We start from the raw sequence: 16,147 nt of genomic DNA, 5'->3' as shown, positions 1-16,147 counted from the left end.
TATTGTTTTGATTTTTATTAAAAAATTGAAAGAAAGTGTCCGCAACAAACACGTATAAAAAAGTTGGGGCAAATGATTTACTCACTTGCCCCAACTTTTTAGGTTTACTTTAATGAATTCAATTCACATCACCAAATTACTTTTTATCTTTCGTATTCAACTCAGCAATTTTTACAATCACATCAGTTGCTTTTTCCATTACTTGCAACGAAACAAATTCAAAGCGCCCGTGCATGTTTTCGCCACCAGCAAAAATGTTTGGTGTTGGAATACCCATATAAGAAATTTTTGAGCCATCTGTTCCACCACGAACGGGTTCAATCACAGGTTTGATGTCTAGATCAAGCATTGCTTGTTTAGCTAGTTCAACAATGCTCATATCTTTTTCGATGATTTCTTTCATATTGTAATATTGATCAAACATGTCAACCTTGATTCGTTCTTGGTCAAATGCTTGATTCATTTTTTCTTGGATACTTGAAATCAACGCTTTACGTGCTTCAAATTTTTCACGATTGTGATCGCGAATAATATAACTCATTGTGGCTTCTTCTGGGTTACCTGTTAATGCCATTAAATGGAAGAAACCTTCATATCCTTCTGTTTTTTCAGGAACTTCATCTGCAGGAAGCTGGTTGTGAAAATCAATAGCTAATTGTAACGCATTGATCATTGTATCCTTCGCTGTTCCAGGGTGAACATTTTTCCCAAGAATCGTTAAATTGGCTTGCGCTGCGCTAAATGTTTCATACTGCAACTCACCTAGTGGGCCTCCGTCAATTGTATAAGCAAAGTCCACATTAAATTGGTCAACATCAAACTTGTCTGCACCGACACCAATTTCTTCGTCAGGACCAAACGCCACTTTGATTTCACCATGTGGAATCGTTGGATTTTTAAGCAAGATTTCCATTGCAGTCATGATTTCGGCAATTCCTGCTTTGTCATCTGCACCAAGTAATGTACTACCATCTGTTGTAATGAGTGTTTGTCCTTCATAATTTTTCAAGTTAGGAAAATCTTTGGTATTCAACGTGTATCGTCCTGCTTCGTCCAAAACAATTGTTGATTCACCATCATAATTTTCAATGATTTGTGGATTAACACCAACTGCATTGAAATCTGCTGTGTCCATATGGGAAATAAAGCCTATTGAACGAACGGGATGATCTACATTACTTGGTAAAGTTCCCATCACAAATCCATTTTCCTCATTGTAAAAAACATCAGATAATCCTAGTTCTTCTAATTCTTTTTTGAGCTCTTGCGCAAAAGCGATTTGTGTAGCTGTTGAAGGCGTCGTTGTGCTTGTCGCATCTGAGCGTGTTTCAGTTTTCACATATTTTAAAAAACGTGGTAAAAGATTTTCGTACATAATATCTGCCCCTTTTTAATGAAATTGGAATGGATTGGTATTCGTTTCAGAAACAAAAAAATCAAGATCCCATTGTTCTTCTTGTTTCCAAAATTCAAACTTTTCAACAAATTTTTCTTTGCATAATGACTCGATATAATGACCAGGATCAATCGCAATCAGACCTGCGCTTTGCATGTCTTGTGCTGTATGATAATAGAGATCACCTGTAATGTAAACATCTGCGCCTTGCTTCAACGCAGAAGGATAAAACTTTTCACCACTTCCACCACAAATCGCAATTCGTTGGACTCTTGGCTCAGTTAGTTGTGGCGGTACAACCACACGTAAGTCATCGACTTGAAGTGCTACTTTGACTTTTTCAATGAATGTTGTTAGGTCTAACTGTTTTGGCAATGTTCCGACACGTCCTAATCCAAAACTTTGTGCTGGTGCATCAATCGAAAACAAATCATAAGCGATTTCTTCGTATGGATGATGTTCTCTCATTACTTGAAGAATAATTTTCTCTATTGTTTCTGGAAAAACCACTTCCACTTTTGCTTCTTGCACTTTTTCTGCTTTACCCGACGTTCCAATCGCTGGATGCGCTTGTTGGGAAGGAGTAAAACGACCTTGCCCCACGGAGGTAAAACTTGCGCCTGAATACTCACCTAGTTGGCCTGCGCCTGCATTTGCAAGCGCTTCACGCATGATTGTCGCATCCTCAACAGGTAAATAAACTGCTAATTTTTTATACCCTACTTCATGTGTTTTCACTAAATAGTTCTCGACTTGAACACCTAGTCGCTCACAAAACCAGTCATTTAACCCGTCCCAGATAATATCCATATTTGTATGTGCAGCGTAAACAGCAATATCATGTTTCAATAAATCTGTATACATTTTTTCTTGCGGTTCATCCGTAGTCAACTGCTTTATTGGACGAAAAATCGGTGGATGCTTGGCAATCAGTAAGTCGATTTTTTTAGCAATTGCTTCTTCGACTACTTCAGGACGAACATCTAACGTCATCATGACTCTTTGAATTGGTTTATTCAATGTGCCGATTTGTAGCCCGACTGGATCTCCTTCTTCTGCGAGCCATTGTGGACAATACTGTTCAAAGCGATTAATGAACGTTTGTGCATTAATCATCCTAACACCTCCTGAATCTGTTTGATTTCAGTTTCAAATTTTTGTTGGCGTTCGCTGATTTTATCTCCTTTATTTGCTTCAATCATTTGCTGAACGATTGCTTCGCGCTGTGCAAGCTCTCTTTGCCATTTTACTTGGAAAATCTCACTCTTCATTTGTCGTAAAATAGGTCCAAACATCAAATCCTCTGGAGAATAAGTTACTGGACTAGCAGCTTTTTCCGCTACAATAATCTCGTAGATTTTTTTATTTTCTTCCAAAATAACTTCTTCAATAATCTGATATTGGTTTTCTTGTAACCAGACACGAAGCGTGCGCTCACCAATATTTGGTTGAAGGATCAAGCGTTCTTTTTGATTTAGGCGTGTTTTCCCTGCTTCTAAAATATCACGAATCAATGCGCCGCCCATGCCAGCAATCGTGATAGCATTAATTTCATCTGATGGTTCAATTGCTGCCAAACCATTCGCCAAACGAACAACAATGCGCTCTTCTAAGCCATCTTTTCTCACTTGTTTTTGTGCGGACTCAAATGGACCTTTCACCACTTCACCAGCAACTGCAAACTCAATTTTTCCTTTTAACATCAAAGCAACCGGTAAATAGGCGTGATCTGAGCCAATATCCGCTAAACGAGCTTTTGCAGGGACAAACTCTCCTACAGTAGCTAGGCGTTGCGACAACTCTAAATGGTTCATAACTTCACTCCTTTTCCAATCATTATAGCATTTCCTCTATAAAATAAGGAGAGAGATGTGACAGAAAATCCTTTTTTCCACCAGACCAACCCGATTACTTCTAGGTAAAATGAATGTAAATAAATGGTAATGTGGCATCACCTAAAACAAAACCAACAATAATTACCAGCAAATAGGTTTTCATTGGACGAAAACACTGAGTGATTCCTCTTTAGATCGCGTTTTGCGTGTTAAGAAGATTGCTAGTTTTTTGGCTCTTAGCTATTTCCTCTTGGGGTATCGTCTTCCTTGAAAGTGATAGATCAATTCACCAAGAACCAGACTGTAAATTGATTTTTCTACATACCTAACTTCAAATTTTTTGTTCCGAATTCCTAAATAAGATAAATAACCAGAAAGAATTAGAAAAAAAGAGTAAACTGTGGCAGGAGCATTTTCCATTGCTAGATCTAACGTTAGACTAATTTAGCTGCATCTACGGCACTTTTCACCACTTCCGCACTGTAACTCTCAATTTTTTCACGAAACAGAAAAACCGGTTTCTTCACTTCGTCACTTGTACGAAATGAAAAAACCGGTTGGTTTGCTTCATTAATTATTGGATAGCTAAAACTTGAATAATTGAATTTCCTGGAATTTGCGGTGGTAACGACATTGTCATCACAGGTTGTTTAGCCAAGGTCAACTCGACTTCTGTTCCCTCAGACAGTGCATCCAGATTAGGTTTGATTTTATCTGTTGGCGCATTTAAGATGACACCGTCATTCGCAAATGAGGTCCCAATATTCTCAGGATCAATTTTTGCCTTGACGTCAATTAATTTCACACGAACGATTTGATCCTCATCGTCGCTTTCAGTCACTTCTTCAACAGTCCCAGTAAAAACACTTTGATCTTGTGCCAACGAATTAGAAGTCGTTTCAGCTGTTTGTTCATCATTAGTAGACTGATTCCCACAGGCGGTCAATAATAAAAAGGTTGTCGCTAAGGTTAAGCAAGATACTATACGCTTCATAAACCACATCTCCGTTCTTTTATTCACTTTTAGCCGTTTCGACGATTTTTCCCAGTCATCTCAATTTCTTTTGTTAGATAACGAATACGTTCCATAATACGTTTGGCCTTTAAAGGTTCTTCATCTCCACGTTGTGTAACAGACAAATGTTTTTCTAACTCATCCATCGTAAAGTTTGATGAGAAAAAGGTCGGTAGTTGTTCTTGCATTCGATATTGCAAAATAACGCCAAATACTTCATCACGAATCCAACTACTCATGGCATCGGCCCCAATATCATCCATCATTAAGATAGGGGAACGTTTTACCGCATCAAGTTTATCCGAAACTTGGTCTTTACCAATTGCTTGTTTCATTTCAACTGCAAATGTTGGAAAATGAACGAGTGTCGTTGTATACCCTGCAACAGCTAAGTCGTGTGCGATTGCACCTAATAAATAAGTTTTTCCAATACCAAAGCTTCCAACTAAATATAGCCCTTTGTGATAGCCTTTAGGATCCTTTGTGTATTGTTCCACAAAATTAAATGCTTCAAAAAAGGCATCACTACGACCACTTGTTTGCTCAAATCCTTCAAAGGTAGCCGTTTGAATATCTTTAGGCATATCCATCGCTTTCACACGACTACGGATTTCTTCTTGTTTTTGTCGAGCAATTAATGCTTCAGTCGGCACATAGGTGACATCCACATAATGAAAGTTCAACACTAGTTTTGGTTCATATCCTGGTGCAATCATTGTCGGATCATTTTTCTGATATTTTCGCTTTTCTTGAACAAATTCATAAAGTTTTGCATAGCTTTTTTCAATATCTGCTTGTGTTAAACGTTCTTGATGTTCTGCCAAAAAAGATTGAACATCTGAATCATTCAATACTTCTTGAATCATTTCGGCATACTTTTCTTGGTAGTTGCGTTTACTGATAATCTTTTTTAATTCTCTTCCAACATCTTCCATTAGTTGTCACCCTCCTTTTTAGCAAGATATTCTTTAAAGCGCCGATCAATTTCCGCTTGTTTTTCTTGACTGATTTTCTTCTCGTCTTTTGGTTGATTTACCCAATCAGGTAATTTTTCTCGGCGTACGTTTCGACGAGTATTTGTGTAGTTTCTCGTTTGCTTTTTCTCTGCGCTTTCTTGGCTTTTCTTTTTAATATGAGCAATCGCATCTTCTGCTGTCATAATTTTCTGTTGTGCCCATTCGTTAGCAATCGTATTGACATAGTTTGTCCCTAAACTTGCTTGATTTTTGATAACTAATACATAGTTCAGCAACACATTGATGACACTACTTGGAAGTCCCGAACGAGAAACAAGTTCTTGCATCAACCACGTTTCTGATTTAGATACATAACCATTTTTTTCTTTTTTGATTGACTCTAAGTATTTCATTGGTGGAACACTTTGGGCCTCTTTGATTAACTGTACAGAGGCTGCAGACAACTGTCCTTGTTTCGTAACTGGTTCAGCCTTTGTGGTTTCGGTAGTGTCTGAAGTTTCTACAGGCACTTTTACCACGGATGATTGACTAACCGGGTTTGCTAAAAAGATTTTTTGAAGTTCTTTCAAAGACACTTTTTGTTCTGTGAAGTCGTATGCTTCAACGATTTTTTCACCTAAAGCTAAGTCATCCAAACCATACAATTGCTGATACATTTCGAGTTGTTTGATGATTGATTCCTCTGGTTTTTCAATGTGTTTCTTTTGTAACCAGTTTGTTAAAAAAGCCCAATCAATCGTACTTTTCTCAGACAATCGCTTGGTTTTTGCTTGCTCAGTAAATGTTTCTTGCAGCTTTTCGATTTGCTGTTTATCAGCGTCAAATGAAGCTTCATTGAATTGATATACTTCTAAAAATTTTTTGGTTTTTTTCTGATAACCTTCTGTTGAAAATTTTTTTGGCTCGAAACGCTTGACTAACTGGTCGAAGCGACGCTCGCCAACCTTTTCTAATAGTAAAAAGCTTAAAACAGAATCCATAAAGAACTGTTTCACCGACATTGGTTCTAACAATTCATAAAGAAAGCACGTTCCTAGGCTAGGATCTTCTTTGTAATAAACATCTAATAAGCCAATTCCCTCAAGTTTTTTTCGTGCTTCGTAAAATTGAGGAATACCACAACCAAGACTACTCAATAAATCTGCGTGAAGTCCTTCTGGTCCTTGGCCAGTTTCTAAAGAAATTTCTGTCAAAAGAGTAAGGTAAAGACTAAGCGCTTCTCCCCCAATCAAGGGTTGGTAAAGATGTAATAACGCATTTCGGCTTTCTTCTTTTAAAGGACTTTGCTTTCTTCCTTGGTAGATATTTTTTGGTTGAAGCTCTTTCCAAGCATTTTCCAAGGAAATGCCCCCTTTATTCTGTACTTTCGTCTTCGTCATCTTTGGATTTGTTATTTTCTTTTGCCTTCTCCACGATGTCTTGTAGTTCTTTTAGGAACACGGACATATCTTTAAATTGACGGTAGACACTTGCAAAACGAATATATGCAATCTCATCCAAATTAACGAGATCTTCCATGACATATTCTCCAATTAAATTGGTTGATACTTCATTTTCTCCTAAACTTCGAACCCGATTTTCCACATGGTTCACAATTTGCTCCATTTGTTCCATAGCAACTGGACGTTTTTCAGCTGAACGAATCAGCCCTCGCAAAATCTTATCTCGATTAAATTCTTCACGTTCACCGTTTTTCTTAATAACTAGTAATGGTGCAGCTTCGATTCTTTCAAATGTTGTAAAACGAAATGAGCAATTTTCACACTCACGTCGACGACGAATCGCCCGACCATCATCTGCTTGACGGCTATCAATAACACGGGAATTATTATGTTGACATCTTGGACATCTCATTTAGTTCACCTCATGTATCATTTAAGTTTTATAAAAAGAACATTCTGCTCTTTCATAGTTAGTTGCATTATAACATGAAACTTTTATGTTAAGCGACTTTCCCAGCTAAAAAGATGCAGTTTCCATCATTAATAAAGCGTTTTTATTCATTTTTCGCAAAAAATGAGCTGTGACAAAATTTTATCACAACTCATTTGCCGGTTGAAACGAAACTGTGAATGATTTTTAATTGTCTGCTTTTGAACGCATTACTTCATGCTTTCTAAAAACTACAATTTTTCTTCAATACCAGTATAATGTTTTAACCGTTGCTCTTCGATTTTTTGTTCATCAGGGATATGTTCAGCATCTGGGAGTGGTTTTTTTGTTCGATCAGACATTTCTTTTTTTCGTTCTTGTGTTAAATCTTGTTGGCGTGCTTCTTTTTCTGCTTGTTGATCTTCTAATTCAGCAATTCGTGCTTTGTATTGGTCTGCGTTCTTTTTACCGACTTCAGCTTGCGCACGACCCTCATCTTTTAATTCATCTTTATCAAGTAACTTACCAATTTTTTCTTTGGCAGATCCGACAACTTTATCTTTTTGATTCTTGATATTGCCCATACAAATCCCTCCCTTATTCTTATCTTTAGCATAACAAAAATAAACAAGATACTCAAAATATACGACTAGCTAATCCTTTCGTCCACGCGATTAAACGCGTGATTTTCATTTTACTTGCTTTGCAAACAACTTAAAGTCACTAAAATAAAAAGCAAAGCACTTCGTTCAACCGACGAAGCACTTTGCTTATTTTATTTTTCATTTGTGATAAACGATTGTTGTTTTAACCACAACTCAACTTGTTGAACCAACGCTTCCTTTGTCTGAGTATTATCAAACAAAAAGTCAGCTCGTTCTTTTTTCGTTTCAATCGACCATTGCGTCTTTATTCGTTTCAACGCTTCAGCTTCTGTTAACTGATTTCTTTTCATCAATCGTTCGAGCTGAATCGCTTCTGTGGTATAGACAACTGCTACAGCATCCATGTAACGTTCATAATGTCCTTCAAACAACAAAGGAACATCAACAACAACCAAAGGATTATGCTGTTTTTTTTCAGCAATTTGTTGTTTGATACGTCCGCGAATAAACGGATTTAACACACGATTTAATGTTTGGCGTAATTCGTTATCCGCAAACACGATGGCACCTAATTGTTTTCGATTTAGCGTACCATCTTCATTTAAGATCTGTTTACCAAACACTTCAACGATTGCAGACAAACCAGCGGTTCCAGGCTCGACGACTTCTCTTGCTACTACATCACCATCAATTACTGGAATCCCATGCTTTTTAAAGACTTCAGCAGCTGTACTTTTACCTGTTGCAATGCTTCCTGTTAAACCTAAAACAAAACCTACTTTGGTATTTTCAGTTGCTGACATTTTGGACAATAGTGAGTCCCCCTTTGTGCAACTTTTGTTTTGACGATTGGTGTTTGACAACGCACACATGGCTGGCCTGTTTGACCATAAACATGAAGTGCCATTTGAAAACTACCTGCTTCACCAAGTGCGTTGAGATAACTACGAATGGTTGTTCCACCTGCTTCCACCGCTCTTCCCAATACATCAATGATTGCTAAGCGAAGTGCTGCAATTTCTTTTCCTTTTAATGTATTGGCGGGCTGCTCTGGATGGATTTTTGCTTCCCATAATGCTTCATCTACATAAATATTGCCTAATCCCGTGACTAAGCGTTGATCCAATAGCAACGGTTTGATTGCTTTATGTGATTTTTTGAGACCTGCTTCAAATTCTGCCAAAGTAAATAACTCTGGTAGAGGTTCTGGACCTAACTTCATGATTCCGCGATAAGAATCACTTTGTCCTTTTGCCACCAGCGTCATTCGACCAAATTTACGAACGTCATTATAACGAAGCTGACTGCCATCATCAAAAAAGAAAATGACATGAGTATGTTTATCTAATGGTTGATTTTCTTCCACAAAGGAATATTTTCCTTCCATTCGCAAATGAGAAATCAACTCGTAATTGGTTAAATGAAAAATCAGGAACTTGCCACGACGTCCAATTGATTCGATGGTTTCACCAATCAACGTTGCTTCAAAAATCGGTGCTTCTGGTTGTTCAATAATTTTGGGCCACAAGACTTGCACTTTTTGAATCTTTTTTCCTGTGACCAAACGTTCTAGCCCTTTACGGACCGTTTCAACTTCTGGTAATTCAGGCATGTTTCTTCTTCACCTTTTTCTTTTTTATTTGGCTTCGTACCATGTTTTGCCCCAACTACTATCAGTAATCAATGGCACATGTAGCGAAACAGCATTTTCCATTACTTCTTTGACTAATTGATCTAATGCTTCTAATTCGTGTTCCGGAACTTCAAAAACTAATTCATCGTGTACTTGTAATAACATTGTTGCTTCTAGTTTTTCTTCTTTCAATCGTTTCGCCAAATCAATCATCGCAATTTTTAAAATATCAGCTGCGCTACCTTGAATTGGTGTATTGATAGCCGTCCGTTCTGCAAACGAACGTAAGTTAAAGTTTCTTGAATTGATTTCTGGTAAATAGCGACGACGATGATAAAGTGTTTCCACAAAGCCCTGATCTTTTGCTTCGCGAACAATACGTTCCATGTATGATTTCACGCCAGGGTATTTATCAAAATAAGTGTCGATATATTGTTGTGCTGCTTTTCGGGAAATACCAAGATTTTGCGATAAGCCATAATCCGAGATACCATACACAATCCCAAAGTTGACAGCTTTTGCTTGGCGACGCATATTTGGTGTTACGTCCTCTGCCTTTTCAATCCCAAAGACCCGCATTGCCGTACTTGCATGGATATCTTGACCTTCCAAAAAGGCAGCTTTCAGATGTTCATCATCAGAAATGTGTGCTAATACACGTAACTCGATTTGAGAGTAGTCAGAAGAATAAATCAACCAATCTTTTTTTCTTGGAACAAATGCTTCACGGATTTTCCGACCTTCTTCTAAACGAATCGGAATATTTTGCAAGTTCGGATCAACTGAACTCAAGCGACCAGTTTGGGTCAGTGTCTGAACGTAACGAGTATGCACTTTACCATCAGATTGGATCACTTTTAATAGCCCTTCTACATAAGTTGACTGGATTTTTGCAATTTGACGGTAGACTAAGATGTCGTCAACGATTGGTGCTTGTTCTCTCAGTTGTTCTAACACATCCACCGCTGTTGAATAACCTGTTTTGGTTTTCTTAATAACAGGCAGGCCCATTTTTTCAAACAGGATAACACCTAATTGTTTAGGTGAATTCAGGTTGAACTCTTCGCCAGCTTCCGTATAAATTTTTTCTTCAATTTCTTTTAGACGCTCCGAAAATTCAATCTTCATTTCTTGTAAACGTGAAGCATCGACTTTAATTCCACTAATTTCCATTTCTGCCAAGATTTGTGACAGTGGTAGTTCCATTTTATAAAACAAGTCTGCTTGATTTTTTTCTTCTAGCTCTTTGTTCAAAATTGGTGTCAGGGCATTGATTGCTGCAACTTTACGAGCAAGATGCGCAAAGAAAACTTCTTCCTCTTCCGGTAATCCTTTTTTGGCACCTTTTCCATAAACCGCTTCGTCTGATTGGATATCTTGATAGCCATAATGTGCGGCTACTCCTTCGATATCACTGCTTTTATCGTTAGTATCTAACAAATAAGAGCCCAAAAGAACATCAAAATCAATTCCTTGTGTCTTGCCAGTATAACGGTTCAAGGCAACATATGTCCGTTTGGCATCATAAACTTTTTTCAGGCGTGTTCCATCAGTCAACCACTCTTTAAATGCGTCGCTTTCGAAAATACTTAGATCATTGGTCACATAAATTTTTTCTTTTGTCCCCCAAGAAACGCCAACAATGTCTTCTGTATGATAATTTTCGCCTAACATTTCGACATAAAGTGCCATGTCAGTAGTAAACATTTCTGGTTGATACTCTGTCACTACTTCAAATAGAACATCTGCCAGCTCGGGCTCTTCCTCATGGATATCAAGCTTAGCTAAAAATTGCTTAAATTCCATTTCTTGATAAAACGGAACTAATTTTTCTAAGTCTTTTCCTTCATATTTCAATGAATCAATTGTGACATCAACAGGTGCATGTGTGTTGATTGTAGCTAATTTTTTGGACAGAAAAGCTTGTTCTTGATCATTAATCAGATTTTCCTTCATCTTGCTTTTTTTCATTTCAGCAATATGTTCGTAGACGCCTTCGACTGAACCATATTCTTTCAACAATTTAATCGCTGTTTTCTCACCAATTTTGGTTACGCCAGGGATATTATCAGAAGCATCACCGGCTAGTCCTTTCATGTCGATAATTTGTTTAGGCGTCAAACCATCATACTTTTCTGCGATATGTTCTGGTGTGTAACTTTCAATATCGCTCACACCTTTCACGGTAATGTCTACTTTGATAGCATCAGTAGCTAACTGTGTCAAATCTCGATCTCCTGAAAGAATAACAACATCAAATGCTTCTTTATCTACTTTTTCTGCCAACGTACCAATAATATCATCGGCTTCATAATTTGGTAGTTCATAATATTTTACGCCTAGCCCTGTTAACAATTCACGAATGTAAGGCATCTGTTCTTTAAATTCACCAGGTGTTTTTGAACGTCCACCTTTATATTCAGCGTACATCTCTGTACGGAAAGTTGTTTTTCCTGCATCAAAGGCAACTAATACGTGTGTTGGTTGTTCTTTTTGCATCACATTCTCAAACATTGTGTTAAAAGCGTAAATTGCATTGGTATGCAACCCATTTCGATTTTTAAAACGTTCTAGTGAGTTATGCAACGCGAAAAATGCGCGAAAGGCGACGCTATTTCCGTCGACCAATAATAATTTATTTTTTGTCATATCAATTAGCTCCTCATCCGTAAAGTTCTTATTTATTCTAACAAAGAATGTCTTGGAAAGCGAAAAGAAAAAACGGATAGGAGAAAATGTTTATCTCCTACCCGTTTCAATATTAAAAATTAATTGTTTCGTCCAAAAATTCGTAGAAATGCAAGGAACAAGTTGATAAAGTCTAAATACAATTGAAGAGCCATGAACACTGCCACACCACTGTTTGCTGTTCCATTACTTTGAATGTACACTTTACGAATATTTTGATTGTCATAAGCAGTGATTCCAGCAAAAATCAAGACTAACAAGATTGAGATGAAGAAATCGACTGCACTACTATGAAGTAAGAAAATATTGACAAACATGGCAATGATCACACCGATCAATGCAGCTAATCCTGCGCGACCAATCCCACTCAAATCTTTTTTAGTAACCATTCCCACAACTGACATCCCGATAAACATGCCTGTTGCAGTCAAAAATGCTTGCGTAATTGTTCCAATATCATAAAAAGCAAGCGTCACAGCCAGTACCAAGCCATTTAATAATGAATAGGCAATAAAGCCACCAATAGCTAAACTTGGATTTTTTTGAGCCTTTGCACTTAAAACCAATACTAAAATGATTTGAACAATCCAAAGTCCCATAAAACCTAATGGAAAGCCATTAATAAATGTTGCTACTTGTTGCGGAAAAACTGAGAGTGCTAAGTATGAAGTCAATGCACTTAACGCCAATCCCACACCTAGGAAGCCATACACTTTAGAATAGAAACGATTGATTCCTTCATTTGCTACGCTTTGATTATTCATTTAGTTCACCTTCACTTTCAAATTCAATTTCTAGTTCTGGGTCAGCAGGTGGCTGAACCATTACTACAGCATCGAGTACGCGATTCCCTTCCCCATTTTCTGCTTCAACAGAAATCGTAACGACGTCTTTCATTTTATCTACTTTTATGACCTCAAATTGGAAAGTCAATGTTTCGTAGTGGAAAACTGGTTCAATAAAATTCACAGAAAAATTCACAACGTGTGAGCCTGGACCAGGTAAATGCTTAGAAATAGCACTTGTAATGATACCCATTAACATCACAGATGGCACAATTGGTTGTTGATACTCCGTTTTTTGTGCAAAATCATGCTGAATGTATAATGGATTAGCATCATTCGTCAATCCTAAATAAAGCAACAGTTGATTGTCTTCAATTGATTCTGTTAAAGACAACGAGTCGCCTTCCTCTAACTCATTTATTGTTTTTCCTAATTTTCTCGGCTTACCTATATTCAAAATAGAAACCCTCCAGTTTTATTTTACTCAAGAACAATTGTACCAAAACCAAGCAAAAAGGCAAGTTATGGAAACCGCACTTTTTATATACAAGAAAGCAGCCAAAAAGACAAAACTTTTTTGGCCGCTTTTGATTGATTTCGTCATTTGTTAGTGATTACAAGACGTTTCTTGTAGTATTGCTTAATAGTTTTTCATAGGCTTGTTCAAATTTTTGAACATCACCAGCTCCCATAAAGATAACAACTGCATCATGGTAGTCTAACAATGGTGAAACGTTATTTTCTTTCAGAACTTGTCCGCCTTTTTGAACTTTTTCACCTAGGTCTTCGATCTTAACATCACCTTGTTTTTCACGAGCTGAACCAAAAATATCACATAAGTACACGCGGTCTGCTAAATCTAATGCTTCAGCAAATTCATCCATCAACGCAATTGTTCGCGTAAAGGTGTGCGGTTGGAAGACAGCAATGATTTCTTTATCTGGATATTTTTGACGTGCACCATCAATAGTTGCACGAATTTCTGCTGGATGATGTGCGTAGTCATCAACAATTGTCATGTCTGAAACGATTTTTTCGCTGAAACGACGTTTTACGCCAGGGAAAGTCAACATTTCTTCTGACACTTCTTTAAGGTCTAAGTCTTCAAAGTAAGCAACAGCGATTACGCTTAAGGCATTTAGAATATTATGTTTTCCAAAAGCAGGAACCACAAAATGACCGATAAATTCGTCTTCATGGTACACATCAAAAGCTGAACCAGTTGTTGTTCGTTCAATATTTCGTGCTTGGATATCATCATTTTCGCTAATTCCATAGTAATAAATTGGCACGTCTGCTTCTAATTTTCTTAGATATTCATCATCACCATACGCAAAAATTGCTTTTTTCACTTGGCGAGCCATTGTTTGGAACGCGTTGTGTACATCTTCAATACTTGTATAGTAATCAGGATGATCAAAATCAATATTTGTCATAATCACATAATCAGGTGAATAAGCTAAGAAGTGACGACGATATTCACAAGCTTCAAATGCGAAAAATTCTGCACGTGGATCGCCATGTCCAGTACCGTCACCAATCAAATAACTTGTTGGGCGAACGCCTGTCAACACATGTGAAAGTAAACCAGTTGTACTTGTTTTACCGTGTGATCCAGTTACCGCGATACTTGTATAGTTTTGAATAAAGTCACCAATAAAATCATGGTAACGAATCACTTCAAGACCAAGTTCTTTGGCACGTTGAATTTCTTCATGAGTGTCAGGAAACGCATTCCCTGCGATGACTGTCATACCTGGTTTAATGTTATCTGCGCTAAATGGCAAGATTGTTATGTTTGCTTTTTCTAAATCTCTTTGTGTAAAGAAATATTTTTCAATATCTGATCCTTGAACATTTAGTCCTTCTTCATGTAATACTAGCGCCAATGAGCTCATTCCTGAACCTTTGATACCAACAAAATGATATAATTTTTCTTGATTTGTCATTTGAATCCTCTTCTCTTATCTATCATCCATTATTCATTCACATATTCAACACGTTTTTCATTATCTTATAAACAAATAAAAATTTCAACCAAATTTATTCGCAAACGACGTTTCTTACGAAATAATGAGTTACGTACGACAAAATTGCCAATTTGTCTGGGTCAAAATTTCTTGATAAGCTATCCAAATTTCTTTTGGAACTTCGACATGATTAAGGTAACCTTTCCCCTTAGGACCATAACCATGTTCATCATCATGTAAGCGAGCAATCTCTCCAAGCACTAATGACTTAAAGTAATTCAATGGCCACTGATTATCTAATTCTGGTTGTTTAAATGTCATAACAGCATTTGATCCTTCCTCGTGCCAACGCTCCAATTGTGGAACAATTGGTACATAATTTTCAAATTCAACGGCTGTGTTTCCCCAAACTTTTTCAAAAGTTGCTCTTGTTCGTCGCTGTAGTATAGGATCATTCATCAGTAAAACTTTTTGTGGAGATAACTGCATCTTTTGCAGTTTATCTAACGCAAATTGAGCATTTTCTCCAGAATTTGTAGAATGTGACTCAACAAGTAACTGCGCATCTGAAAAATGATATTTTTCTTTTAAATAGCAACGATACATCTCGCTTTCGCTAAGCGTTTCTGCAAATAAAAATCCTTGATCCGCAAAATTTTTACGAAGTACAGGTGTCGCATGGCCAACCCCGCCTACTAAAAAAAGATGAGCAATCTGTTTGTTTCGTAAAAGGTCAGCTGCATGATCAACCAAAACTGGTAACCCGTTTCCTGCAAGGATTAGTAGCGGAGCTGTTTGGTTTGGTTCTTCTGAACTCGTAGCTGGCTGATCAGCTAAAAATGCTAGTAGCAGATTCCAATTATCAATCATTTCAACGATACTCCTTTATCTATCTATTTAGTCATTATCGTTATTCGGTCGTTTTGTTTCTTGCCAAACTAATTTTCCACGACAGCGTCCACAACGAAAACGTTTTGTATCAATTTTTCGTTTCCGATAAATCATTGTCTGACAACGTACGCATTGATAACATTCAATTTTACTAGTTTTTTTTGCTACAGCGGGGGCATAACGCAATCCACCAGTCTGTTGCAACAACTGTTTAAATTCACTATCTCGGTGACGATAGCCTCTCCCTGCTAAATGCAAATGATAATGACATAACTCATGTTTAATGATGCCGACAATGGTTTGTTCATCAGATTGAGCAAACAGTGTCGGGTTAAAGTCTAAATGATGATCATTCAAATGATAACGCCCGCCAGTTGTTTTCAGGCGTGCATTAAAAATAGCTTCATGCATAAACGGTCGTTGAAACCACTCAATCGAAATGGCTTCAACTAGCGTTTGTAATTCTTCTTGTGTCACTTT

The 16,147-nt window shown here is 37.3% G+C and carries 16 protein-coding genes; all 16 read right to left on the bottom strand.

The annotated features are described in order from the left end of the window. Positions 1-136: 136 nt before the first annotated feature. The 16 genes from pepT to IGJ76_RS05655 all read right to left on the bottom strand — a co-directional run bounded on the left by pepT (position 137) and on the right by IGJ76_RS05655 (position 16,144). Positions 137-1,375, bottom strand: coding sequence for a peptidase T (gene pepT, locus IGJ76_RS05730; protein WP_430596810.1), 1,239 nt, complete (start codon positions 1,373-1,375; stop codon positions 137-139). 15 nt (positions 1,376-1,390) lie between these two features. Continuing rightward, positions 1,391-2,512, bottom strand: a complete 1,122-nt coding sequence (locus IGJ76_RS05725; RefSeq protein ID WP_430596809.1) for a Nif3-like dinuclear metal center hexameric protein — start codon at positions 2,510-2,512, stop codon at positions 1,391-1,393. Continuing rightward, on the bottom strand, positions 2,509-3,210 hold the full coding sequence (locus tag IGJ76_RS05720) for a tRNA (adenine(22)-N(1))-methyltransferase (protein ID WP_075491060.1): 702 nt from the start codon (positions 3,208-3,210) through the stop codon (positions 2,509-2,511). Before IGJ76_RS05720 ends, IGJ76_RS05725 begins: the two co-directional genes overlap by 4 nt. A 595-nt stretch (positions 3,211-3,805) precedes the next feature. Next, positions 3,806-4,225, bottom strand: a complete 420-nt coding sequence (locus tag IGJ76_RS05715) for a hypothetical protein (protein WP_067481788.1) — start codon at positions 4,223-4,225, stop codon at positions 3,806-3,808. 29 nt (positions 4,226-4,254) lie between these two features. Further along, the gene (dnaI, locus tag IGJ76_RS05710; RefSeq protein WP_311798146.1) at positions 4,255-5,181 is read right to left on the bottom strand and encodes a primosomal protein DnaI; all 927 of its coding nucleotides are present in this window, start codon (positions 5,179-5,181) and stop codon (positions 4,255-4,257) included. Then, the gene (locus tag IGJ76_RS05705) at positions 5,181-6,563 is read right to left on the bottom strand and encodes a replication initiation and membrane attachment family protein (protein WP_429941359.1); all 1,383 of its coding nucleotides are present in this window, start codon (positions 6,561-6,563) and stop codon (positions 5,181-5,183) included. Before IGJ76_RS05705 ends, dnaI begins: the two co-directional genes overlap by 1 nt. Positions 6,564-6,576: 13 nt before the next feature. After that, entirely contained in the window at positions 6,577-7,077 is a 501-nt protein-coding gene (gene nrdR, locus IGJ76_RS05700) for a transcriptional regulator NrdR (RefSeq protein WP_067481782.1), read from the bottom strand. A gap of 269 nt (positions 7,078-7,346) precedes the next feature. Next, positions 7,347-7,679, bottom strand: a complete 333-nt coding sequence (locus IGJ76_RS05695; RefSeq protein WP_067481780.1) for a hypothetical protein — start codon at positions 7,677-7,679, stop codon at positions 7,347-7,349. A 191-nt stretch (positions 7,680-7,870) separates the two neighbouring features. Continuing rightward, a complete protein-coding gene (coaE, locus tag IGJ76_RS05690; protein WP_086271013.1) occupies positions 7,871-8,512 on the bottom strand; it encodes a dephospho-CoA kinase in 642 nt (213 codons plus the stop codon). Beyond that, positions 8,476-9,312: a DNA-formamidopyrimidine glycosylase gene (gene mutM / locus IGJ76_RS05685; protein ID WP_067481778.1), complete on the bottom strand. Its 837-nt coding sequence runs from the start codon at positions 9,310-9,312 to the stop codon at positions 8,476-8,478. The genes coaE and mutM overlap by 37 nt, the downstream gene beginning before the upstream one ends. 24 nt (positions 9,313-9,336) lie before the next feature. Next, entirely contained in the window at positions 9,337-11,982 is a 2,646-nt protein-coding gene (polA, locus tag IGJ76_RS05680) for a DNA polymerase I (protein ID WP_067481776.1), read from the bottom strand. Positions 11,983-12,101: 119 nt separating this feature from the next. Next, positions 12,102-12,785: a Bax inhibitor-1/YccA family protein gene (locus IGJ76_RS05675; protein ID WP_067481774.1), complete on the bottom strand. Its 684-nt coding sequence runs from the start codon at positions 12,783-12,785 to the stop codon at positions 12,102-12,104. After that, entirely contained in the window at positions 12,778-13,263 is a 486-nt protein-coding gene (locus tag IGJ76_RS05670) for a MaoC family dehydratase (protein WP_071868450.1), read from the bottom strand. Before IGJ76_RS05670 ends, IGJ76_RS05675 begins: the two co-directional genes overlap by 8 nt. A gap of 157 nt (positions 13,264-13,420) precedes the next feature. Further along, positions 13,421-14,755 (bottom strand): UDP-N-acetylmuramate--L-alanine ligase, encoded by a 1,335-nt coding sequence (murC, locus tag IGJ76_RS05665; RefSeq protein WP_067481770.1) that lies wholly within the window; start codon positions 14,753-14,755, stop codon positions 13,421-13,423. A 129-nt stretch (positions 14,756-14,884) separates the two neighbouring features. After that, entirely contained in the window at positions 14,885-15,646 is a 762-nt protein-coding gene (locus tag IGJ76_RS05660; protein WP_071868451.1) for a YdcF family protein, read from the bottom strand. A 27-nt stretch (positions 15,647-15,673) separates the two neighbouring features. Beyond that, positions 15,674-16,144, bottom strand: coding sequence for a SprT family protein (locus IGJ76_RS05655; protein ID WP_075491056.1), 471 nt, complete (start codon positions 16,142-16,144; stop codon positions 15,674-15,676). Positions 16,145-16,147 lie beyond the last annotated feature (3 nt).

The sequence above is a fragment of the Enterococcus sp. DIV0175 genome (genome assembly GCF_050529075.1).
Classification (GTDB): Bacteria; Bacillota; Bacilli; order Lactobacillales; family Enterococcaceae; genus Enterococcus_B; species Enterococcus_B thailandicus.
The sequence above is the reverse complement of the archived record's forward strand: the minus strand, read 5'-3'. Positions and strand labels throughout refer to the sequence as shown.

What these genes read in the sequence shown, in the direction of transcription:
- nrdR (WP_067481782.1), bottom strand. Translation starts at nt 7,077, where the DNA reads ATGAGATGTCCAAGATGTCAACATAATAATTCCCGTGTTATTGATAGC.
- IGJ76_RS05675 (WP_067481774.1), bottom strand. Translation starts at nt 12,785, where the DNA reads ATGAATAATCAAAGCGTAGCAAATGAAGGAATCAATCGTTTCTATTCT.
- dnaI (WP_311798146.1), bottom strand. Translation starts at nt 5,181, where the DNA reads ATGGAAGATGTTGGAAGAGAATTAAAAAAGATTATCAGTAAACGCAAC.
- mutM (WP_067481778.1), bottom strand. Translation starts at nt 9,312, where the DNA reads ATGCCTGAATTACCAGAAGTTGAAACGGTCCGTAAAGGGCTAGAACGT.
- pepT (WP_430596810.1), bottom strand. Translation starts at nt 1,375, where the DNA reads ATGTACGAAAATCTTTTACCACGTTTTTTAAAATATGTGAAAACTGAA.
- polA (WP_067481776.1), bottom strand. Translation starts at nt 11,982, where the DNA reads ATGACAAAAAATAAATTATTATTGGTCGACGGAAATAGCGTCGCCTTT.
- IGJ76_RS05720 (WP_075491060.1), bottom strand. Translation starts at nt 3,210, where the DNA reads ATGAACCATTTAGAGTTGTCGCAACGCCTAGCTACTGTAGGAGAGTTT.
- IGJ76_RS05725 (WP_430596809.1), bottom strand. Translation starts at nt 2,512, where the DNA reads ATGATTAATGCACAAACGTTCATTAATCGCTTTGAACAGTATTGTCCA.
- IGJ76_RS05695 (WP_067481780.1), bottom strand. Translation starts at nt 7,679, where the DNA reads ATGGGCAATATCAAGAATCAAAAAGATAAAGTTGTCGGATCTGCCAAA.
- IGJ76_RS05715 (WP_067481788.1), bottom strand. Translation starts at nt 4,225, where the DNA reads ATGAAGCGTATAGTATCTTGCTTAACCTTAGCGACAACCTTTTTATTA.
- murC (WP_067481770.1), bottom strand. Translation starts at nt 14,755, where the DNA reads ATGACAAATCAAGAAAAATTATATCATTTTGTTGGTATCAAAGGTTCA.
- IGJ76_RS05660 (WP_071868451.1), bottom strand. Translation starts at nt 15,646, where the DNA reads ATGATTGATAATTGGAATCTGCTACTAGCATTTTTAGCTGATCAGCCA.